The organism is Sphingomonas fuzhouensis, assembly GCF_034659795.1.
Classification (GTDB): Bacteria; Pseudomonadota; Alphaproteobacteria; order Sphingomonadales; family Sphingomonadaceae; genus Sphingomonas; species Sphingomonas fuzhouensis.
In genome coordinates this window covers 91,701-111,875 of record NZ_JAXSQY010000009.1, presented here as the reverse complement: position 1 = coordinate 111,875, position 20,175 = coordinate 91,701, and the positions used below count along the sequence as shown (strand labels likewise).

The following is a 20,175-nucleotide window of genomic DNA, read 5'->3' as shown; positions in this document are numbered from 1 at the left end:
GGGAGCAGGGTTTGAAGGAAGCGATCGGCTTTTCCAGCGAGGGCATGGATCAGGACCGCGCCTTTGCGGACTATCGCCAGCTTTACGCCAACGGTGCTGATGTCGAGCGGCTGGACGGGCCGTTCCACGCCCGCCTCACCGGCTGGCGGTTTCGCCATATGCTGTTGTTCGACCGGCATTTGTCGGGCGTGGCGCATGCCCGTGAGGAGCGGGTGCAGGCGGACGGGTTCGACCATATCGTGCTCCACCATGTCCTGTCGGGGCGACTGGTCGGCCAGGCGCGCAGCGGGTTCGATCAGGCCGGGCCCGGCGACATCGTCTTTCTCGACATGCGGCGCGGCCACCGGACCGAGGCCTATGACGTGCATATCATCACCGCCAGCCTCGCGCGCGATCTGGTGCTGGCGGCGCTGGGGAGCCTGGGGGCGCTACACGGGCTGGTCGTGCAGGCGCCCGAGACGGCGATGCTGAGCGATTTCCTGCAATCGCTGGTCCGCCATGCGCCGACACTGGACGACCGGCATGACGGGGCCTTGGCGCGTGCGCTGATCGAGCTGCTGCCGACCGCCTTGGGCGGCCCGCGCGATGTGGCCGTGGAGGCGCGGCGGCAGGACCATCTGCGGCGCGAGGCGGTCGAGCAGCTGATCGACCGCGAGATCGCCAACCGCCATCTGACCGGCGCGGCGATCGCCGAGCGGGTGGGGGTGTCGCGCGCGACGCTCTACCGGCTGTACGAGCGGACCGGCGGGATCGCGCGGCATGTCCGGCGTCGCCGCATCGATGCGGTCCGCCGCGCGCTGGAGGGGGCGGCCGAGCCCGATCTGGGGGCGCTGGCCAAGGCCTATGGGCTGGGCGATACGGCGACGCTGGTCCGGGCGTTTCAGGCGGACCAGGGGATGGACCCGGCCGCCTATCGCGCCCGCGTCCGCCAGGATCACGGCGACCCGGTCGAGACCGGCACGCGCCGGTGGAACGGCTGGATGCACGAGTTGGATTGAGGGGCTTCCATTCCTCCGCTGGAAGGGGAAGAATTTACACTGTGCGCCGCCCCGCGACCCAAGCCGCGGCGCAGCCCAGCAGGCAGGTCGCGCCCAGCACCCGGCCGATCGCCTCGGCCAGCCCGGTGGGGCCTGCGATCGCCTGGCTCGCCAGGCCGACCGCCCAGGGGCCGAGCGCGGTGCCCAGCAGCGTGACGATGGTCAGGAAGATCGCCGTCCCCTCGACCCTGAGCGCAGGCGGGATGCGTGCCTGGAGCCCGATCATGCCGTTGGCGAGGGCGATCGACAGCCCGGTCACCGCCACGACCAGCGCCGCGAGCGCCACCATCAGGCTGTCCGTCCGGGTCAGCGGCCAGAGCGCCAGCGTACACAGCGCCAGCCCGATCAGCATCAGCAGGGGTGCAGGCTCGCGCCCTCCCCTTGCCCGGCGATCGGCGAGCAGGCCGCCCAGCGCATGGCCCCCTGCCCCCGCCAGCATCATCGCGATGCCGACCCGGTAGCCCGCCTGGGGCGGGGTCAGCGCGTGCATCCGGATCAGCAGGCTGGCCGACCAACTCGTCAGCGATTGCAGCACCAGCACCCCGCACAAAGCCGCCAGGATCAGGGGCAACAACCGGGCGCGCGCGGCGAGCATATGGCGGAGCGCCGCGCCCATCCGCCCGCGCCAGCAGCGCGAGCGGCAGGCCAAGCAGCCCGGCGCCAGCGAAGGTCAGCCGCCACGGCGCGACCGGCAACGCCAGTGCCCCGAACAGCGCCAGCAGCCCCCCGCCCCCGATCATCGCCAGCCCCCGGCCGAGCGACGCGCCCCCGGTGAACAGGCTGATCCCGCGCCCGCGATGCGCCGGGTCCATGGCGGCGACGATCAGCCCCAGCGCGGCGGGCCCGATCGCGCCCTGCGCCAGGCCGAGCAGCATCCGCGCGGGGATCAGCGCCGCGAGCGATCCGGCAAATGCGCAGGCGCTCGTCGCCACGCTCGACCCGATGAGCGCGACCGCGAGCAGCCGGGCGAGCGGCCAGCGCCGCGCCAGCAGGACCATCGGCACCACCGCCGCGCCGTTGACGAAGGCGAAGGCAGGCCCCTGCAACAGCCCGATCGCACCGTCGCCCAGTCCCAGATCGGCCTTGATCGGCTCGACCAGGATCGCCAGCAACAGCCGGTCGCCCACCGCCAGCATATGGACCAGCGCCATCAGGATCGCGACGCGATACCCCGTCATGCGCGGCGATGGGGTCAAAGCGGCATCCTGTCCTTCTCTCGCTTCAGTTGCCCGCAGCGGTCCGGGGTCGGGGCCACAGGCTGTCATGATCGGCCAGGGCATAGGGCGCGGCGGGCATGTCGCAAAGCCCGATCCGGATCGGCAGCGCAGGCGACGGCACCTGCAATGCGGTCACATCCGCCCAGTCGCCCTCCAGCCAACGCGATCGGTCGCGCGGGGCCACGATCATCGGCAGGGTCGACCAGGGCCCCTCGCCCCCCGGACAGCCGAGCATCGCAAAGCAATGCGCGCCCGCATTGCGCCGCCACAGCCCCGCCACGGTGAAGACCGGCTGATCCTCGAGGGTGAACCACACCGACCGGTCCGCCCGCCCGTCCGGCGAGGACAGCCCCCCGCGCGCCGCGGTCATCGGGATCAGGCAGCGTTGCGCGGGTACCGCCGCCAGCCGTCGCCACCAGGGCAGCGACAGGCTGAAGATCTGGGTGGTCGGCCAGCACGCCTCACCCCCGTTGATGTCCCAGCGCTGGGTGTCGAGGCCCAGGCCCTGCGGCCCCTGGCGCAGGACGAAGGCGGGATGACCGGGCAGGAGATCGCGCAGATGCGGCCACGCGCCCCAGGATGCCGCCTGATGCGTCCAGGCGACGCCGAAGGCGGCGCGCAGCTCGTCCGCGCTGCGGTCCAGCATCGCGCGGTCGTTGATGGGGGGCGTCCCCCGGTGCATGGGGCCGGGCATGGCGATCATGACAGGTGGGTCCACAGCCATTTGCGGTGGCTCTGCGAATAGCGACGCCGCACCGACTGGCAGAGCAGGACATGCTGGCGAAGATCGTCCTGCAGCGTGACGACCCCGAACAGGACGAACACCGTCTTCCATTGGCGCGTCCGGGCGAACGGACGGGTCAGCGACATCGTTGGGAAGCGCAGGATCACTGTGGTTTCTTTACCTGGTCGAACGAGGCGGAGCGGGATAACGTGGCGACATGTGCCCCCGGCCCGGTCATGCTGATTTAGGTCAAGGCGGCGGGGATGACTATGACAGAGTTGTCAGTGTCTTACGGTTGAGACAGTCCGGTCCGGAACCGGATCGAATGTCCCCTAACCGATCGCCTGCCCGATCGCCTGCGCTGCCAGCCCGCGTATATCGACCCGCGCCTTCAACCGGGCGCAGAGCAGGGCGGTACCGCTGATCTTGCGCTGGACGAACAGCGTCTCGACATGGGGGACATGCCAGGTGTCGCGGTCGGCGATCATGGCGCGCGTTTCCTCGCGCACCACCGGCACGAAGGCGCGATCGCCGAAGTCGAACGGGCCGGGCCGCGCCATGGTGTCGTCGATCGCGGCGATGATCCGGTCGACCGCGGGGCGGTGCGCGGCAACCGCCGCTGCGCCCAGAAAGCCGGTCTCCACCGCGATCTCGCGAATCCGGTCGCAGTCATGCGCCAGCCCCGCCTCGATCAACCGGCGATAGGAGGCGGCGGTCTCGGCCGGCACGTCGCGCGCCGCGCCAAAGTCGAGCAGCACCAACCGCCCGGTTTCCGCCTGCCAGCGGTAATTGGCGAAGTTCGGATCGGTCTGCATCATGCCGAAGTCGAACAGCTCGCGCAGGACCAGTTCGATCAGGGCGGTCATCGCGGTGTCGCGTGTGTCCTGCGGTGCCTCGGTCAGCGTCTCGATCGACTGGCCGGGCACGAAGTCCATCGCCAGCACCAGCGGCGTGGTCAGCGCGCGCTCCGGCCGGGGCACGACATAGCGCGGATCGCCCGCCAGCCGGTCGCCATAGGCCGCCATCCGGTCGGCCTCGCGCAGATAATCGGCTTCCTCGGCCAGTTGCCGCTTGGCCTCCTCCAGCAGCGGCTTCAGGTCGATCGCGGGCGGGATCAGGTTCGACACGCGCAGCAGCGTCGCGACATTGTCGACGTCCGACCCGATGCTGTCGCGCACGCCCGGATATTGCACCTTGATCGCCAGTACCCGGCCATCGGGCAGGGTCGCGCGGTGGACCTGCCCGATCGAGGCGGCCGCCATCGGCGCAGCCTCGAAATGGCGGAAGCGGCGTCGCCAATCGGCACCCCACTCAGCGCGCAGCACCTTGTCGAGCTGCGCGGGCGGCATCCGGTACGCCTGGTCGCGCAGCCGGGCGAGGATGGCCTGGAGTTCGGGCGGCAACAAGTCGCCCGCATCCATCGAGATCATCTGCCCCAGCTTCATCGCCGCGCCGCGCAAATGCGACAGCCGGTCGGCGACCCGCGCGGCATTGCCCGGCGTCAGGATCAGCTCGCCCAGCCTGGGCCGCTCGCCCTGCGCCAGACGCCGCGCCCCCTCGGCCAGCATCCCGCCCGCGACCCCACCCGCCAGCCGCCCGAACGCGCCCGCACGGGCGAAGCGGCCGCTGGGGACGGCACGGTGGGTGGGCTTGTCGTCGTCATGGGCCATGCCAGGCATAGCGGTGGGGGTTCGGGATGGTTCCGTTGGTGGCACGTCGCGCCAAACCGTCACGCCGCTGTCAGGAACCTGTCGCACGCCATGCTATAGCCTGGGCCAGAGGCGCGCGGAGCGACCGCGCGCCTGTTAACGAAGGGGATATCGATGATCTTATCGTCTCTGATCGCGGCGCTGGCCCTGGCGGTGCAGGCGGCCCCGGTCCCAAAAACTCCGCCCCCCAAAACCCCGTCGCTCGACGACCGGATGATGCCGCAGCTTCAGGCCACCGCCCAGCTGGTGCGCAACCATCAGCCTCAGGCGGCGCTGGACAGCCTGACGCCGGTCCTCGCCGCCTATGAGGCGGATCATGCGGGGGAAACGCGCCGCCTCTATTGCGGCATGTCGACGCAGGAGATGATCCTCTATGCCGGGATGGCGGCGAGGGATAAGACGAGTGCCGTCATCCTGCCGCCCGGCTATTGCACCGCGCTCTATCTCAAGGGCTTCGCATTGATCGATCTCGGCCGGGTGGCGGAGGCCAAGGCGGTCTACGAACGGCTGCTGACGCTGGCGCCGATGTATGCGCAGTACCAGACCGAATATGGCCAGCTGATCCGGCTGGAAAAGGACTGGCCGCGCATGCTGGCGATCTGCACCAAGGCGAGCGAGGCCGCCCGGATCGCCGACCCCGCGATCAAGCCGGTGCAGGAGGGCGCGGCGCTGCGCTGCCAGGGCTATGCGCTGACCGAGCTGCGCCGGTTCGACGCGGCGGAGGCGCGCTACCGGGCGGCGCTGGCGATCGATCCGCATGATGCCAAGGCGCAGAACGAACTCCGCTATATCGCCGAGCAGCGGGCCAAGGCGAAGGCGGCACGCTGATCGTCATGGCCGCTTGCGCGGCGACAGCGGCCATCGCATCATGGCGCGGGACGGTCCTGTCCCCTCGGGCGATTCCCATGCGATGTCTGCTTTGGCCTGCACTTTTTCTCGCCAGCGTTCCGGGGATGGCCGCGCCCGCCCCCGTGCCGATCGGCCATTTCCAGACTTGGCCGCCGTCGAGCAAGGCCCCGATCGCCTTCACCTCGGACGGTGTGTCGGTGGAGGTCGTGCCCCTCCCCTGCCCCGCGCATCCCAAGGGTGATGGCGGGTGCAACGGCGACGGCTATAACAACCAGGCGCGGGTCACGGTGCAGGCACCGGGGATTGGCCCGGTATCGGTGACGACCGATCCCCAGAGCGGCTATGCCCGGATTGCTGTCGTGCGGTTCGGGCGCGGCGATCCCCGCCCCGGCGTCATTATCGAAAGCCAGTCGGGCGGATCGAGCGGCGACCTAAGCGTGCAGTTCCTGGTGCCGAGCGGGGCGGGCTATCACGTCCTTGCCCTGGGGGCGTTGCATGACGGGCTTTTGGAGGGCGAGATCGCCGACGAACCGCGCGACCTGTCGGGCGACGGGTTTCTCGACCTGAAGCTGGAGGACGGGGCATTCGACAGCGCCTTCGGCTGCAATGCCTGCACCCCGCGCCCGCCCCGGCTGTTCGCGGTCAAGCAGGGCCGCGTGGTCGATGAAAGCCGCGACCCCGCTCTGCGTCCTGTCTTCGTGGCCGACATGGCGCGGCTGGCACCGTTCTGCCTGTCCGGCGAGTCCGGTCGCAACGGCGCCTGCGCCGCCTATGTCGCCGATGCCGCCCGCGCGGGGCGCTTCCGGTCCGCCTGGACGAGGATGCTGGCGCATTACGAACGGGGCAGGGACATCTGGCAGCCGGACAAGGGACCGCGCTTCAAGAGCTTCCCCGCCTCGCTCCGCGCATTCCTGATCCGGGCGGGATATCTGCCAACCTAATCCTCCCCGGCACGGGGAGGTGGCAGGGCGAAGCCCTGACGGAGGGGGGCTTCGGCGCAGGACATCCCTTGTGGCGCGCCCCCTCCACCGCCGCTTCGCGGCGGTCCCCCTCCCCGTACCGGGGAGGATCAGTTCGCCTGCTCGAACGACACCAAAATCGGGCACGGCCCGTCCGCTCCACTCCCGCATTCCCGCGCCAGATGCGCGAGCGAGGCCCGCGCCTTTTGCAGGCCTGCGATCTGCGCATCGAGCGCGGCGATCCGTGTCTTCGCCAGTTCGCGCACCCGTGCCCGGTCGTCGGTCGCATCGAGCGCCAGCAGCTCGCCGATCTGCTCCAGCGTGAAGCCCGCCCCTTGCGCCGACCGGATGAAGCGCAACCGCCGCACATCCCCTTCGCCATAGCGCCGGATACGCCCCGCCCGGCCCGGCCCCGGCGGACGCTCGGGCAGGTCCAACAACCCGCGCCGCTGATAATAGCGGATCGTCTCCACCCCCACCCCGCCTTCGCGCGCCAGTTCGGCGATCGTCCATTGCGGCGTCCACTCGGCCATGTCTTGACTCCGTACCATGGTACGGATGCCATATGGCGCATGGACCCCAGCCGGAGAAGGACCATGACGCCCGAGCGCAAAGCAACCCTGTACCGCATGGTGATGCCCACCCACACCTGCCCCTATGGCCTGAAGGCCAAGGACCTGCTCCGCCGCCAGGGGTACGAAGTCGACGACCACTGGCTGCGCACCCGCGAGGAAACGGACGCCTTCAAGGCCGAGCATGGTGTGAAGACCACCCCACAAATCTTCATCGGGGGCGAGCGGGTCGGCGGCTATGACGATCTGCGCCGTTTCTTCGGCAAGCCTGTGCCCGATCCCAAGGCGACGACCTATCGCCCGGTCGCGGCCCTCTTCGCCATGACCGCGCTGATGGCGATGGCGACAAGCCAGGCGGTCTATGCCACCCCCTTCACGGGCCGCGCGGTCGCGTGGTTCATCGCGTTCAGCATGGCGGTTCTCGCCCTTTTGAAGCTCCAGAATGTCGAGAGCTTCGCGACGATGTTCCTGAACTACGACCTGCTCGCCAAGCGCTGGGTGCCCTATTCCTACGTCTATCCCTTTGCCGAAGGGCTGGCGGGGGTGCTGATGATCGCGGGGGTGCTCACCTGGCTGTCGGTCCCGATCGCGCTGTTCATCGGCAGCATCGGCGCGGTGTCGGTGGTCAAGGCGGTCTATATCGACCGGCGCGAACTGAAATGCGCCTGTGTCGGCGGATCGAGCAACGTGCCGCTGGGCTTCCTGTCGCTGACGGAGAATCTGATGATGATCGGGATGGCGCTGTGGATGGTGGTGTCCTGATCCTCCCCGTGCTGGGGAGGATTAAGTTTCCCCGGGGAAACATCCGCCCCACCTTGCCCGATTGAATGAACTTTGCCATTAACCATCCCCAAAAGCTTCAAGGGGTGCGCGAGTGGCGGAAGATCATGCAATGCTGTCCCAGATCGGGGATCTGGCCAGCGCGGGCGAGCGGATGATCGAGCGGTTGCGGCGCAAGGCGTTCCTGCCGGAAAGCCGCAAGGGTCTCCATGTCCGCTTCGGCATCGCGGAGGCGGCGCAGCTGCTCGGCTGTTCGACCAACCGCATCCGCATGGCCGAGGAGGATGGCCGCCTCCCCCCTGCCCCGACCGCCGACAATGGCCGTCGTCAGGGCTATACGGTCGAGGAACTGCTCCACATGCGCGAGGTGCTGGGCGCCTCCCCTGCCCGTGCGCCGCTCGATATTCCGGCGATCATCGCGGTCCAGAACTTCAAGGGCGGCGTCGGCAAGTCGACCGTGACCACGCACCTCGCCCATTATTTTGCGGTCCAGGGCTACCGCGTCCTCGTCGTCGATTGCGACAGCCAAGCGACGACGACGACGCTGTTCGGCTTCAACCCGCATTTCAACGTCACCCGCGAAGAGACGCTCTATCCCTATCTGTCGATCGACCCGACCCAGACCGACCTGGCCTATGCGGTCAAGCCTACCCCCTGGCCCAATGTCGACCTGATCCCCTCGAACCTCGAACTGTTCGACGTGGAGTATGAACTGGCCGCGGCGGGCAGTGATGGCGGCTCGGTGCTGGCCGCGCGCTTCCGCAAGCTGAAGCGCGGGCTGGCCGATCTAGCGCGCAATTACGACGTGGTGCTGCTCGACCCGCCCCCTGCCCTCGGCACGATCAGCCTGGCGGTGATGCAGGCCGCGAATGCGCTGCTGGTGCCGATGGCCGCGACGACGCCGGACTTCTGCTCGACCGTGCAGTTCCTGTCGATGATGGATCAGGTGCTCAACCAGCTGACCGGCGCCGGGATCGAGGTGGATTACCAGTTCGTCCGGCTGATCTGTTCCAAGTTCGACGGCAACGATCCCAGCCACGCCATGGTCCGCGCGATCATGGAACAGAGCTTCGGCCCCGCGCTGCTCCCCGTCCCCATCCTCGAGTCGGCCGAGATCAGCCATGCCGCGATGCGGATGATGACCGTCTATGAACTCGAAAAGCCGATCGGCACGCCCAAGACCCACAAGCGCTGCCGCGCCAATCTGGACGAGGCGATGCGCCAGGTCGAGCAGCTGGTTCGCCAGAGCTGGGGCCGGGTCGAACCCGCCAGCGAAGAAGCGGTGATCCATGCGGCGGCTTGATCCGACTCCCCTTTCCTACATGACAATGTTCTGCCTATGTTCCGGGCGGGAGGCATAAGATGGCGCGTAAACAATCCGATTATTTGGCGGCCCTGCTGGCGGAGGAAGAGGCGGAGGCCCCTGCCCCGGTTCGCGAGGCCGTGGCGGAACGCAGCCGTGGCACGACGCTGCTCGGGCGTGAGTCCGCGCTCGCCCGCGTCGCCAGCGGCGAGGTACGGCAGGTCACGCAGCTGCTGCTCGACCCCGCGCGGGTGAAGATCTGGTCGGGCAATGCCCGCAACTACGACCTGCTGACCGAGGCACATTGCCGCGAGCTGATCGACTCGATCATCGCCGAAGGGGGCCAGAAGGTCCCCGCCGTCGTGCGCCGGATCGAGGGCGATCCCGATCACGACTATGAAGTCATCGCGGGCACGCGCCGCCACTGGTCGATCAGCTGGCTGCGCGCCAACAGCTATCCCGACATGGTCTTCGTGGCGCAGGTCGCGCAGCTGGACGACGAGGCGGCGTTCCGCCTCGCCGATCTGGAGAACCGCGCACGTGCCGATGTTTCCGACCTGGAGCGGGCGCGCAATTACCTGGCCGCGCTGACCACCCATTATGGCAACCACCAGACGCGCATGGCCGAGCGGCTGAAGCTGTCCAAGGGCTGGTTGTCCAAGATGCTGAAGGTCGCCGCGATCCCCGACGAGGTGATCGCCGCCTTCGCCTCGCCGCATGAGGTACAGTTGAAGCCCGCCTATGCCCTGGCCCAGGCGATGCAGGACAAAGGCGAGGCGCAGGCGATCACCCGCATGGCCAAGCAGATCGGCCGCGAACAAGCAGAACGTCGCGCGGATGGCCGACCGCCCATTGTCGCCTCGGATGTGCTGCGCCGATTGCTGGATGCGTCGAAGACGCTGCTGGGGGAGGCAAGGGAGGCGGAGTTCTACCGCTATACCACCGCCTTCGGTCGTCCTGTCCTGACTGTGCAATCGGTCAATCGTCAGGGCGTGACCGTGCGTCTCCACGCCGGTTCAGGGGCGGACACCGATGTGATCGTGCAGGCGCTGCGTGATGCGCTGGCGCATCTGGAACACCAGGGCAGGGGGCTTCAGCGCTGATGTTTCCTCGGGGAAACTTGGACGGGAGGCCCCTGCCTGTCGATCATAGGCATGGCGAACATGCGCAGGAGCGAGCGTCCTCGGACGGCGTGTTTCCCCGGGGAAACATGCGATGACCCGCGCCACGCGCGACCAGGACAACAGCCAGTTCGAGCTGTTCCTGCCCTATCTCGCCGACCTGCCGCTGCGCGACCAGCGCGAGATGATGGAGCGGCCCTTCTTCAGCCTGGCCAAGTCGAAACGGGTCAAGCCGATCGATTATCGCTCGCCGGACGGCAAGCTGTGGGTGCATGTGTCGGGCAATCCCGATTATGGCATGGCGACGATCTGGGATGCCGACATCCTGATCTATTGCGCCTCGATGCTGGCCGACATGGCGCGACGGGGGATCAACGACGTGCCGCGCAAGCTGCACCTGATGCCCTATGACCTGCTCCGCGCGATCGGGCGCCAGCCGACGGGGCGCGCCTATGAGCTGCTCGGCCAAGCGCTCGACCGGCTGGTGTCGACCACGGTCAAGACCAATATCCGGGCCGAGAACCGGCGCGAGGCGACGTTCAGCTGGCTCGACGGCTGGACGCAATTGGTGGACGAAAAGACCGAACGTTCGCGCGGCATGACCATCGAGCTGTCCAGCTGGTTCTATGAGGGCGTGATGATGACGGGCGGCGTGTTGTCGATCGACCGCGCCTATTTCGACATTTCGGGCGGCCGCGAACGCTGGCTGTACAAGGTCGCCCGCAAACATGCCGGCGGGGCAGGGGAGGGGGGCTTTGCCATCTCGATGCCGACCCTGTTCGAGAAGTCAGGGGCGGAGGGGCAATATCGTCGCTTCAAGTTTGAGATCGCCAAGATCGCCGAACGCAACGAGTTGCCTGGTTACGCCCTGACGCTCGAACAGGCCGAGGGCAAGCGTGAGCCGAGCCTCCGGATGCGTCGGCGGGCCGAAGGGGAGGGGACCGCGCCAGCCGGGCCTGCGCCCAGAAAAAAGCCCAAGGCTGCTGCCACCCCATCGCCCATGGCGCCGATGCCGGAGGACATCCCGCCGCCTCCCGCCGCCCCCACCGACCGCGACCTAGACGCCAGCGCCCTGATCCGCCGCAGCGTGAAGAGCCTGTCGACCCGGTCGACCTTCGGGGAAATCACCGACGCGACCCTGGCGCTGCTACGGTCCGAATGTCCGGGCTGGGACTATCAGACCCTGCACGCCGAATTCAAAGCCTGGGTCGAGGGCGATCCCGCCCGTACGCCCGTCAGCTATCAGAACGCCTTTATCGGCTATGTGCGCCGCTTCGACGCCAAGAACCGGCATCTGCTCCGCTGACGAGAGGGGAGGGGGCTAAGGCAATGACGCCCCCTCCCCGACATTTTAGCCGCTAAAATTTGGGTGCACCGGGGATGCGCAGCCCATACGCGTTCCCGAAATATCGCGTGTTCAATCATCGCTACGATCGCGCGTCCCGACCGATTGCAACTTTGAACCTCACCACGCGGGATAGGTCGAAAACTGATTCAATCCGACCCACTCCAACGGCATCCATCACGCCTTTTCGATATATCGGGAACGGGCAACGATACTCCCGGAACGCTCGGGCGATACATCGGGAACGTCCATCACGAAACTTCAGGAACAGATACTCGATATGTCGGGAACGCGAAGGCCTCGAAAAAGCCAGCAAATTCGGCGTTTTAGCCTGTGGAAAACAGAGCTTAACCTTTTAAAACTCATCTAACGCTCTAACCCGCGAGATATATTTTTGAGCTTTTTTGAAGAGCTTGATGAGTTTTCTGAATCAATCCCCTTTTCGCTTTGGGTTCGCCGCGTATCGATTCACAAAGGGGCATGCCGATCGCACGCGAACATCGCTGGCTCTATCCGATCGACTGGCGCGAACTGTCCGCGCTGATCCGGTTCGGCCGCGCCAAGGGACAGTGCGAACATTGCGGGCGGCCGCATGGCCACGACATCGTCCATCTCGGCGACGGGACCTGGTGGGACGATAGCGCCGCGCGCTGGCGCGACGGACGGGGTAGGGGGGTGCGGCGGCTACCCAGCCCCACTGCGATGATCCATGCGCAACCCGGCCTGGCGGGCATCGCGCCGCCTCTGCCGTTCCGCCGGACCCGCGTGATCCTGGCCAGTGCGCATCTCAATCACGACCCCGGCGACAACCGGCCGCGCAACCTGGCGGCGCTGTGCCAGGCCTGTCACATGCGCCACGACGCGGGCGAGCATCGCCGACGGCGTTTGCGCAATCGGTTCCGGTCCAGTGCCATTCGCGATCTCTTTGCCTGAGGTGACGGCACGTTTCCGGGCGGGGCAGGGGGATGGCTCGGCCCCGATCGTGATCGGCGATTCATACTCGAAGGCACGAATGCAATAGGCGTTCGACCCGTTTCCCCAAGGACTGACCGGCTTGCCCTCCCCAAAGTTCGTGCTTTTGAATATGAATTCTCACATGACGCCAACGCCCACTTCTCCGCCCCAGAAAGACACTGCGCCCGCCCACTCGACCGGGTGCGCAACGCGAACTGTTCTATCTCGACAGCCCGCTGACCAGCGAGGTCCGCCCCTCGGCCAAGGGCGTAGTGACTATCTATGACAAGGAGATCGTGCTCTACATCGCCAGCCTGATGGCCGGGAAGATCGAGCGCGGCGAGGAGGTGGGGCAGGACTTCATCTTCACCGCGCACGACCTGGTTTCTGTTACGGGGGCGAACCATTCAGCGCGCTCCTACCAGCGGCTGTCCGAAGCGCTGGAGCGGCTGCAAGGTACCCAGATCACGACGAATATCGAGGCGGGCGGCGAAGGGGAGGAGGGCTTCTTCTCCTGGCTCTCCGAGGCGCGGCTACACTATTCCAAGACGCGCACTGGCGAGCGCCGCCTGAAGGCGGTGAAGGTGCGGGTGTGTGACTGGCTGCACCGCGCGATCCTGCGCGACAAGCAGGTGCTGGTCTATGCCGCCGCCTATTTCCAGCTCGGCCCCGTCGAGCGCCGCATCTATGAGGTCGCCCGCGCGACCGCCGAGGAGAGGCGACTGTAGATCGATCTGGCGACCTTCCGCCTCCAGGTCGGCTATCAGAACCCGCTCGCCAATTTCCGTGCCGCGATGAAGACGATCGCGCAGGCCGATGCCATCCCTGAATATACGGTCGCGATGGTCGAGGATTCGGAGGCCGAGGAGCCAGCAGAGGGCCGGGGCAGGGGGCATCCGCGCCTTCCGCCAAGGTCATCATGACCGCGCGTCCCAAGGCGCTGAGCGAGCCTTCTGCGAAGGATGCGAATCACATCGAAGTGTGATTCGCGAAAGACCCGTCAATTCCTACTCGAAAGCAAGAATCCCGACTGTTTTCCTTGTTGGAGATTTACTGTAAGGTTAACCCATATTGCAGGTCCGAGATCTGCGATGCTGCATTGGGGCGCATTTGGACACCATATGGGAGCGGTCGTGACCACATAAAGAAAAGCCCGGCACGAAGGCCGGGCATCCCAGGTTTAGAATGGAGCGACGTCGCCAAACGTCGATCCGGGGTGTCACTCACCTCCTCCTGATACGCCTGTCGCCCTTGCGGTTCAACGATGCGCGCTTCGCGCCACTCCCTTTCTTTGCCTTTTTCCGGTCCCCGCCCCGAAGTGAGGGGAAGGAAGATGACGGCGTTCACCTTCGGTGAAGCGACGGCGCGCGTGCTCGCCCAGGCGGCAAGAGAGCAGGGGGGCGGTGCGCCTCACCGTGCCCATGCCGGTGTGCGCCGCGGCAGTATCGAAGCAGGCACGTTCGAGGACAATTTCTTCGCCAAGCCCGGCAAGGGCGAGTGCGACCGCCTGATCCGCATGGCCCGCGTCGCGCTCGACACCGGCCGCCGGGTGAAGCGCTAGGCCAGAGGGGAGGGCAGAGACCTGACCGGCCCCGAACAGCTGCTCGCCAGCCTCACTGCCGGCGCGGTACGCGTGTACGAGGAGCTCTGCACGCTCGCCCGGCTGAACGGCGGCAAGGTCTATCCTAGCTACGACCGGCTGGCGTCCGCTACCGCCCTCGGCCGCGCGCTCCAAATCCTGGAGGACACTGGTTTCCTGATCCGCCAACGCCGCTTCCGCTGCGTGGAAGGGGCAGGCCCGTGTTGGGAGCAGACGTCCAATGCGTATCGGCCGGTCACGCCCAAACGGATCCTGTCCCTGCTTCCCCGCTGGCTCCGCCCCGCACCGGTGCCGGACGATGCGCTTCAGCATGTCGCGGATGAGGGGAAAGAGCAGGAGCGGCTGAAGGCGCAGCTATCATGCCGCGAACTGGCGCAGTTCATCGTTGGCGGACCAATGGGCCACGTCCTTGCATGCCTTGGGGCTGCGATCGATAACCAATCACTTCGACGTGAGTCTCATTCCCATCCGGAAAGCTATCCAGATTCATTAAACCATGAGGTAGTGGTCTGAATCCAAACTCAAGGGCACCGATTTAACCAGGTGTTTGATCCCTGTTGTTGCCCCTTAAATGCCTGACGGGGCCTTGCGGGTTTGCATAATATACGCGCAAGGCGAGGGTAACCCAGCGCCTTGTACGGGCAGACCTCGTGTAATAACTCATCCAGGCGGGTAGCTGCTCAATGGCGGTATTTGCGTCAGAAGGTGAAGCTTACCCGGATATCGTCGGGTTTGAGGGTCCAAACGAAGGCCTCCATTATGCCGTTCGATTGTGGGACGCTGACCGGAGTAATGCGCGGGACGAGAGCGATGGCGTGCGCGAAGTGCCTGGTGTCACCAGCAACATAAGCGCTGCCATTATCAATAAACCACTCGATCGGCTCGGGGAGGCGATTCACGGGAGCGAAGCGGCGGTCGACGGTGGCGACCACCAGGTTGCGGACGTCCTCCGCGGTGATGGTGACGTGTCCCATGGCTTCCCAGTCGCAACCGTCGAGCACGAAGGCGACGCGCACCGTCTCGCCGTTATTGCAAACAATTGACCTGCTCCCCATTTTCAGGCCGCTGATAAGTCAGCTTCGGTGTCCTCATGCCCGTGGCGGGGGGCGGTTGGTGAACTCGGCGGGTGACATGCCGCCGAGGCTGCTGTGCGGACGCACGGTGTTGTAGTCCGTCCGCCATGCCTCGATGATCCGTTTCGCCGCAGCTAGCGAGGGGAACAGGTGCTCGTTCAGGCACTCGTCGCGCAAGCGACCATTGAACGATTCCACGAAGCCGTTCTGCTGCGGCTTGCCGGGCGCAATGTAATGCCACTCGACGCCGGTGTCCTGGCACCAGGCGAGCACGGCATGACTGGTCAGCTCGGTGCCATTGTCGCTGACCACCATGCACGGCAGCCCGCGACGCTCGGCGATGGCGGCTAGTTCGCGGACGACACGCCGACCTGATAATGAGGTGTCGACGATGCACGCCAGGCACTCCCGGCTGTAATCGTCGATGACGTTGAGGACGCAGAACCGCCGGCCGCAGACCAATGCATCCGACACGAAGTCGAGGCTCCAGCGCTGGTTGGGTTCCTGCGGGATCGCCATCGGCGCCCGCGTGCCCAGCGCTCGTTTCCGGCCGCCGCGCTTGCGCACCGTCAGCCGCTCCTCGCGATACAGCCGGTACACCTTCTTCAGGTTCATGCCCTTGCCCTCACGCCGAAGCAGGATCGCCAGTCGGCGATAGCCGAACCGACGACGCTCGTTCGCGATCTCGCGCATCCGCTCGCGGACAGCATCGTCCTTCCCGCGAAGCGGCTCATGATTGCCACGCCGACCGGTTGACCCCCACCAGCCTGCAGGCGCGACGCTCGGAGAAGCCGTGGTCGGTCATCAGCTTCTCCACCGCAGCGTAGCGATCCGCAGGCCGGGTCAGTTTTTTCCTAGCAGATCCTTCAGCGCCGATACGTCCAGCATCGACTCCGCCAGCAGCTTCTTCAGCCGCCGGTTCTCGTCCTCCAGCGTCCGCAACCGTGCCGCTTCCGACACGGTCATCCCGCCGTATTTCGACTTCCAGTTGTAGAACGTCGCATCGCTGATGCCGTGCTTCCGGCACAGCTCGGCGGCCTTCACGCCAGCCTCGTGCTCACGCAGCACGCCTATGATCTGATCCTCGGTAAAACGGCCTCGCCGCATCGCTCGTCTCCATCTGACGAGCTAACTTATCAATGGCATGATTTCCGGGGAGCAGGTCAAGAATCCTGAGCCGCAGCGGCATCTGCCACGTCGTCAAGGGGCAGGCCGTCATTTCCATGATCCTGCCGGCGCCTGCTCGCGATGATCGGGGGCGGCACCTTTCTGGTGCTGTTTTGCCGCCTGGTCGGACCGATTACCCCGTGGCGGATGACGTTTATCGGCACGGGCGTGGTCGGGCTTCCCGCGGCGGGGCTCCTGCTGCCCCATATCCTGGCCGAGCTCTGCATGGTGCTGATGACGCAGTCACTTGCCTGTTGATCCGGGCTGGGGTCCTGCCGTTCGCCTTGTCCGCGCTGGGCGTGAGCGTGATCGGACTGTCGATCACGTTCGTCAACGGCATGATCGGGTCACAGGCGCGGGTGACACCCGTCTTGGGCTTCAAGGGGGCGGGCGATCTTTCCGACCCTTGTCACCCTGCTCGACCTTTGGGCGGTCGGCCTCTCCGATGCGATCGGCGGGATGCTGGACGTGACGGGGATTATCGGCTGCGTCGCGGCATTGATGGTGGGGCGACGAACGCAAGTCGCCTGGATGCGATGTCATGCCTCAACAGGCATGACATCGCATGACGGGCATCAGAAATTCAGGCCGAAAAATTCTTCGAGCTTCTCGCCGACATAGTCGAAATGGGTTTCGCCCAGTGCGGGGAAGACACCCAGCCAGAAGGTGTCGTTCATGACCCGGTCGGTACGGGTCAGGTCACCCTCCACGCGGTAGTTCACATGCTGGAAATAGGGCTGTCGGGTCAGATTTCCGGCGAACAATAAACGCGTCCCGATCTTGTTCTGGTCGAGGAAGCGAGTGACGTCGACGCGCTTGGCATCCACGCCTTCGCGCAGCATCACCGGATAGCCGAACCAGGACGGGTCCGAATTGGGCGTCGCCTCCGGCAGGATCAGCACCTCCTCCAGGCTCTTCAGCCGCTCGGTCAGCAGGCGGAAATTGCGCCGACGCGCCTCGATGAAGTCATGTGCGCGGTCGAGCTGGGCCAGGCCGCACGCCGCCTGCATATCGGTGATCTTCAGATTGTAGCCGATATGCGAATAGACGTACTTGTGGTCGTACCCATAGGGCAGCGAGCCGTGCTGCTGCGAGAAGCGCGAGCCGCAGGTGTTGTCGCAACCCGGCTGGCAATAACAGTCGCGGCCCCAGTCGCGGATGCTCTCGATGATCGGCTTGAGTTCCGCCGAGCGGGTGAACACCGCGCCGCCTTCGCCCATGGTCAGGTGATGCGCTGGGTAGAAGGACAGGGTGGCGACGTCGCCGAACGTACCCACCCACTTGCCGTCATAGGTCGAGCCGAGCGCGTCGCAGCAATCCTCGACCAGCCAAAGATCATGCTCGTCGCAAATCCGCCGTACCTCGGCAAGGTTGAACGGGTTGCCCAGCGTATGGGCCAGCATGATCGCGCCGGTCTTTTCAGTGATTGCCGCCTCGATGAGGCTTACGTCAATATTATAGGTGGGAATATCAACGTCGACGAAAACCGGCACCAGGCCATGCTGGATCGAGGGATTGACCGTGGTTGGGAAGCCAGCCGCGACGGTGATGACCTCGTCCCCCGGCTTCAGGCGGCGGTCGCCCAGCTTGTGGCTGGTCAGGCACGACAGCGCCAGGAGATTGGCCGACGATCCCGACGTGGTGGTCAGGACATGCGGCACACCCAGCATCTTCGCCAGGCCCGCTTCGAACAGCGAGTTGAACCGGCCCGTGGTCAGCCAGCCGTCGAGCGACGCCTCGACCATCAGCTCGATCTCGGGCGCGCCGATCACCTTGCCCGCGGGCGGGATGACGCTTTCGCCAGGTACGAACGGCTTTGGGGCGAACTGGGCCTCGGCATATTGGCCGACAAGCTGGCGGATTTGCTTGCGGAGATCATCAGCGGTCATGGGTAATCAATCCTGTCAGGAAGAATGGGGAGCGCTGGCGAAGCGTTCCAGTTCGGAAAGGCAATAGGCGCGCATGTCCGTACCGGACAGCCAAGCGCGATGCCATGCGACGATACGTTCCAACGCCTCGGCCAGTGTCCAGCGTGGCCGCCAGCGGAGCCGTTCCTGCGCCTTGGAGATGTCAAGCTTGAGGTAGCGCGCTTCATGAGGCTGAACGCTTTTATCATGCACCCATTCGGCGCCGTCGCCCCAAGCGGCGCACATATGCTCGACAATCCATTGGACGGGACGGGCATCCTCGTCACGCGGACCGAAGTTCCAAGCCTGCGCGACCGAGGGATCTTCCCACAATGCCTGCGCGAGAACGAGATAGCCGGATACCGGCTCGAGCACATGCTGCCATGGCCGGATCGCCAGTGGGTTGCGGATCAGTACCGGATCATTCGCGGCAACCGCCCGCAAGATGTCGGGCACCAGCCTGTCCACGGCCCAGTCGCCCCCACCGATGACATTGCCCGCCCGGCCCGAGGCGATCGCCGTCTTACCCCGATCATCGAAGAACGAACGGCGATAGGCGGAGGTCACGAGTTCGGCGCAGCCCTTGGAATTGGAATAGGGGTCATGGCCACCCATTGCCTCATCCTCGCGATAGCCCCACACCCATTCGCGGTTTTCATAGCATTTGTCGGTCGTCACCACGACGCAGGCCCGGACATTGCCCGCTCGGCGTACCGCCTCGAGCAGATGCACCGTGCCCATGACGTTAGTGGCATAGGTGCCGACCGGGTCGTCATAGCTGGCACGCACCAAAGGCTGCGCAGCCATGTGGATCACGATGTCGGGATCGGCGTTCACCAGGGCTTGTTCCAGAGCCTCACGGTCGCGGATGTCACCGATGATCGAGGTGATCCCCTCCGAGACATGGGCCACGTCGAACAAAGCGGGTTCCGTGGGAGGAGCAAGCGCGAAGCCTGTCACCTTTGCGCCCATCTGCTGGAGCCACAGCGTTATCCAGCTCCCCTTGAACCCGGTATGTCCGGTCAGGAAAACCCTTTTGCCCGCCCAGAAAGCCGGATCGACCATGCCGCGTCGATCCTCGGTCATCGCCAGACGCACCACGGTGCCTTGCCGTTTTCCCAAAGCGAGTTCAGCATCTGCTTCTCGCGCAGCGTGTCCATCGGCTGCCAGAAACCATGATGCTCGAAGGCCATCAATTCGCCATCGCTGGCCAGGTTACGCAGCGGTTCCTGCTCCCACAGCGTATGATCGCCCTCGATATAGTCCAGCACCTTGGGCGACAGGACGAAGAAGCCGCCATTGATCAAACCGCCATCGCCCTGGGGCTTTTCCAGGAAGTTGGCGACCCTGCCGTCCTCGATCTGCAACGCACCGAAGCGGCCGGGCGGGTAGGTGGCGGTCAGGGTCGCCGCCTTGCCATGACTGCGATGGAACTCCATCGTCGCGGTGATATCGATGTCGCCGACCCCGTCGCCATAAGTGAAGAAGAACAGTTCTTCATCCTTCACATGGTCGGCCACCCGCTTGAGACGCCCGCCCGTCTGAGACTCGTCGCCCGTATCGATCAGCGTCACCCGCCATGGCTCGGCCCGGCGTTCATGGACGATCATCTCATTGGCCTTCATGTCGAAGGTCACGTCCGACATGTGCAGGAAGTAATTGGCGAAATACTCCTTGATCACATAGCCCTTATAGCCACAGCAGATCACGAAATCGGTGACGCCATGCGCCGCATAGATTTTCATGATATGCCACAGGATCGGACGCCCGCCGATCTCGATCATTGGCTTGGGCCGAAGGCTGGTTTCTTCGGCAAACCGCGTGCCAAGCCCACCGGCCAGAATGACTGCCTTCATGG

General features: G+C 65.7%; 21 protein-coding genes and 2 pseudogenes. 12 read left to right on the top strand and 11 right to left on the bottom strand.

Annotated features, from left to right (window positions below; all coding sequences use genetic code 11):
* Positions 1-11 precede the first annotated feature (11 nt).
* Positions 12-998, top strand: a complete 987-nt coding sequence (locus tag U1H82_RS16935) for a helix-turn-helix domain-containing protein (protein WP_322966141.1) — start codon at positions 12-14, stop codon at positions 996-998.
* Positions 999-1,032: 34 nt separating this feature from the next.
* Here the strand turns inward: U1H82_RS16935 and U1H82_RS16930 are convergent, their stop codons facing one another.
* The 5 genes and pseudogenes from U1H82_RS16930 to U1H82_RS16915 all read right to left on the bottom strand — a co-directional run bounded on the left by U1H82_RS16930 (position 1,033) and on the right by U1H82_RS16915 (position 4,648).
* Positions 1,033-1,653 (bottom strand): MFS transporter, encoded by a 621-nt coding sequence (locus U1H82_RS16930; protein ID WP_322966140.1) that lies wholly within the window; start codon positions 1,651-1,653, stop codon positions 1,033-1,035.
* 16 nt (positions 1,654-1,669) lie between these two features.
* Positions 1,670-2,173 (bottom strand): annotated as a pseudogene (locus U1H82_RS18335) (MFS transporter); the annotation flags it as partial.
* Between the two features lie 85 nt (positions 2,174-2,258).
* Positions 2,259-2,957, bottom strand: a complete 699-nt coding sequence (locus U1H82_RS16925) for an SOS response-associated peptidase family protein (RefSeq protein WP_322966139.1) — start codon at positions 2,955-2,957, stop codon at positions 2,259-2,261.
* Positions 2,954-3,145 carry a hypothetical protein gene (locus U1H82_RS16920; RefSeq protein WP_322966137.1) on the bottom strand — a complete coding sequence of 64 codons (192 nt, stop codon included), beginning with the start codon at positions 3,143-3,145 and terminating at the stop codon, positions 2,954-2,956. Before U1H82_RS16920 ends, U1H82_RS16925 begins: the two co-directional genes overlap by 4 nt.
* 165 nt (positions 3,146-3,310) lie before the next feature.
* On the bottom strand, positions 3,311-4,648 hold the full coding sequence (locus U1H82_RS16915) for an ABC1 kinase family protein (RefSeq protein ID WP_322966136.1): 1,338 nt from the start codon (positions 4,646-4,648) through the stop codon (positions 3,311-3,313).
* Positions 4,649-4,801: 153 nt separating this feature from the next.
* Between U1H82_RS16915 and U1H82_RS16910 the strand changes: the two genes are divergently transcribed.
* On the top strand, positions 4,802-5,515 hold the full coding sequence (locus U1H82_RS16910; protein ID WP_322966135.1) for a tetratricopeptide repeat protein: 714 nt from the start codon (positions 4,802-4,804) through the stop codon (positions 5,513-5,515).
* A 125-nt stretch (positions 5,516-5,640) separates the two neighbouring features.
* Entirely contained in the window at positions 5,641-6,477 is an 837-nt protein-coding gene (locus tag U1H82_RS16905; protein ID WP_322966134.1) for a hypothetical protein, read from the top strand.
* 128 nt (positions 6,478-6,605) lie between these two features.
* On the opposite strand, the gene U1H82_RS16900 is transcribed toward U1H82_RS16905, so the two are convergent.
* Positions 6,606-7,046 carry a MerR family transcriptional regulator gene (locus U1H82_RS16900; RefSeq protein WP_322966133.1) on the bottom strand — a complete coding sequence of 147 codons (441 nt, stop codon included), beginning with the start codon at positions 7,044-7,046 and terminating at the stop codon, positions 6,606-6,608.
* Positions 7,047-7,091: 45 nt separating this feature from the next.
* On the opposite strand from U1H82_RS16900, the gene U1H82_RS16895 reads away from it, so the two are divergent.
* From U1H82_RS16895 to U1H82_RS16860, 8 genes are all read left to right on the top strand, one after another.
* Complete coding sequence (locus U1H82_RS16895) at positions 7,092-7,829, top strand: MauE/DoxX family redox-associated membrane protein (RefSeq protein ID WP_322966132.1); 738 nt, start codon at positions 7,092-7,094, stop codon at positions 7,827-7,829.
* Positions 7,830-7,959: 130 nt separating this feature from the next.
* Positions 7,960-9,150, top strand: coding sequence for an AAA family ATPase (locus U1H82_RS16890; RefSeq protein ID WP_322966155.1), 1,191 nt, complete (start codon positions 7,960-7,962; stop codon positions 9,148-9,150).
* 59 nt (positions 9,151-9,209) lie between these two features.
* The gene (locus tag U1H82_RS16885; protein ID WP_322966131.1) at positions 9,210-10,253 is read left to right on the top strand and encodes a ParB/RepB/Spo0J family partition protein; all 1,044 of its coding nucleotides are present in this window, start codon (positions 9,210-9,212) and stop codon (positions 10,251-10,253) included.
* A 112-nt stretch (positions 10,254-10,365) separates the two neighbouring features.
* Positions 10,366-11,577 carry a replication initiator protein A gene (locus U1H82_RS16880; RefSeq protein WP_322966130.1) on the top strand — a complete coding sequence of 404 codons (1,212 nt, stop codon included), beginning with the start codon at positions 10,366-10,368 and terminating at the stop codon, positions 11,575-11,577.
* A 519-nt stretch (positions 11,578-12,096) separates the two neighbouring features.
* Positions 12,097-12,549 carry a hypothetical protein gene (locus U1H82_RS16875; RefSeq protein ID WP_322966129.1) on the top strand — a complete coding sequence of 151 codons (453 nt, stop codon included), beginning with the start codon at positions 12,097-12,099 and terminating at the stop codon, positions 12,547-12,549.
* A gap of 293 nt (positions 12,550-12,842) precedes the next feature.
* Positions 12,843-13,298: a replication initiator protein A gene (locus U1H82_RS16870; RefSeq protein ID WP_322966128.1), complete on the top strand. Its 456-nt coding sequence runs from the start codon at positions 12,843-12,845 to the stop codon at positions 13,296-13,298.
* A gap of 605 nt (positions 13,299-13,903) precedes the next feature.
* Positions 13,904-14,131 (top strand): hypothetical protein, encoded by a 228-nt coding sequence (locus tag U1H82_RS16865; RefSeq protein WP_322966127.1) that lies wholly within the window; start codon positions 13,904-13,906, stop codon positions 14,129-14,131.
* Positions 14,132-14,203: 72 nt separating this feature from the next.
* Positions 14,204-14,683 (top strand): hypothetical protein, encoded by a 480-nt coding sequence (locus U1H82_RS16860; RefSeq protein WP_322966126.1) that lies wholly within the window; start codon positions 14,204-14,206, stop codon positions 14,681-14,683.
* Between the two features lie 185 nt (positions 14,684-14,868).
* Here the strand turns inward: U1H82_RS16860 and U1H82_RS16855 are convergent, their stop codons facing one another.
* Positions 14,869-15,186 (bottom strand): hypothetical protein, encoded by a 318-nt coding sequence (locus U1H82_RS16855; protein WP_322966124.1) that lies wholly within the window; start codon positions 15,184-15,186, stop codon positions 14,869-14,871.
* Positions 15,187-15,258: 72 nt separating this feature from the next.
* Positions 15,259-16,350 (bottom strand): annotated as a pseudogene (locus U1H82_RS16850) (IS3 family transposase).
* A 141-nt stretch (positions 16,351-16,491) separates the two neighbouring features.
* Between U1H82_RS16850 and U1H82_RS16845 the strand changes: the two are divergent.
* A complete protein-coding gene (locus U1H82_RS16845; RefSeq protein ID WP_322966123.1) occupies positions 16,492-16,668 on the top strand; it encodes a hypothetical protein in 177 nt (58 codons plus the stop codon).
* A gap of 317 nt (positions 16,669-16,985) precedes the next feature.
* Here the strand turns inward: U1H82_RS16845 and rfbH are convergent, their stop codons facing one another.
* Genes rfbH through rfbF form a run of 3 tightly spaced genes read right to left on the bottom strand, consistent with a single transcriptional unit; the run spans position 16,986 to position 20,173 of the window.
* A complete protein-coding gene (gene rfbH, locus U1H82_RS16840) occupies positions 16,986-18,299 on the bottom strand; it encodes a lipopolysaccharide biosynthesis protein RfbH (protein WP_322966122.1) in 1,314 nt (437 codons plus the stop codon).
* Positions 18,300-18,314: 15 nt separating this feature from the next.
* Positions 18,315-19,415, bottom strand: coding sequence for a CDP-glucose 4,6-dehydratase (gene rfbG / locus U1H82_RS16835; RefSeq protein ID WP_322966120.1), 1,101 nt, complete (start codon positions 19,413-19,415; stop codon positions 18,315-18,317).
* Positions 19,400-20,173 carry a glucose-1-phosphate cytidylyltransferase gene (gene rfbF, locus U1H82_RS16830; protein ID WP_322966119.1) on the bottom strand — a complete coding sequence of 258 codons (774 nt, stop codon included), beginning with the start codon at positions 20,171-20,173 and terminating at the stop codon, positions 19,400-19,402. Before rfbF ends, rfbG begins: the two co-directional genes overlap by 16 nt.
* Positions 20,174-20,175: the final 2 nt, after the last annotated feature.

Excerpts from the sequence above, each read along its gene's own strand:
- U1H82_RS16930 (WP_322966140.1), bottom strand. The coding sequence starts at position 1,653 with ATGGGCGCGGCGCTCCGCCATATGCTCGCCGCGCGCGCCCGGTTGTTG.
- U1H82_RS16925 (WP_322966139.1), bottom strand. The coding sequence starts at position 2,957 with ATGATCGCCATGCCCGGCCCCATGCACCGGGGGACGCCCCCCATCAAC.
- U1H82_RS16915 (WP_322966136.1), bottom strand. The coding sequence starts at position 4,648 with ATGGCCCATGACGACGACAAGCCCACCCACCGTGCCGTCCCCAGCGGC.
- U1H82_RS16910 (WP_322966135.1), top strand. The coding sequence starts at position 4,802 with ATGATCTTATCGTCTCTGATCGCGGCGCTGGCCCTGGCGGTGCAGGCG.
- U1H82_RS16905 (WP_322966134.1), top strand. The coding sequence starts at position 5,641 with ATGGCCGCGCCCGCCCCCGTGCCGATCGGCCATTTCCAGACTTGGCCG.
- U1H82_RS16900 (WP_322966133.1), bottom strand. The coding sequence starts at position 7,046 with ATGGTACGGAGTCAAGACATGGCCGAGTGGACGCCGCAATGGACGATC.
- U1H82_RS16895 (WP_322966132.1), top strand. The coding sequence starts at position 7,092 with ATGACGCCCGAGCGCAAAGCAACCCTGTACCGCATGGTGATGCCCACC.
- U1H82_RS16890 (WP_322966155.1), top strand. The coding sequence starts at position 7,960 with ATGCTGTCCCAGATCGGGGATCTGGCCAGCGCGGGCGAGCGGATGATC.
- U1H82_RS16885 (WP_322966131.1), top strand. The coding sequence starts at position 9,210 with ATGGCGCGTAAACAATCCGATTATTTGGCGGCCCTGCTGGCGGAGGAA.
- U1H82_RS16880 (WP_322966130.1), top strand. The coding sequence starts at position 10,366 with ATGACCCGCGCCACGCGCGACCAGGACAACAGCCAGTTCGAGCTGTTC.
- U1H82_RS16875 (WP_322966129.1), top strand. The coding sequence starts at position 12,097 with ATGCCGATCGCACGCGAACATCGCTGGCTCTATCCGATCGACTGGCGC.
- U1H82_RS16865 (WP_322966127.1), top strand. The coding sequence starts at position 13,904 with ATGACGGCGTTCACCTTCGGTGAAGCGACGGCGCGCGTGCTCGCCCAG.
- U1H82_RS16845 (WP_322966123.1), top strand. The coding sequence starts at position 16,492 with ATGATCGGGGGCGGCACCTTTCTGGTGCTGTTTTGCCGCCTGGTCGGA.
- rfbH (WP_322966122.1), bottom strand. The coding sequence starts at position 18,299 with ATGACCGCTGATGATCTCCGCAAGCAAATCCGCCAGCTTGTCGGCCAA.
- rfbF (WP_322966119.1), bottom strand. The coding sequence starts at position 20,173 with ATGAAGGCAGTCATTCTGGCCGGTGGGCTTGGCACGCGGTTTGCCGAA.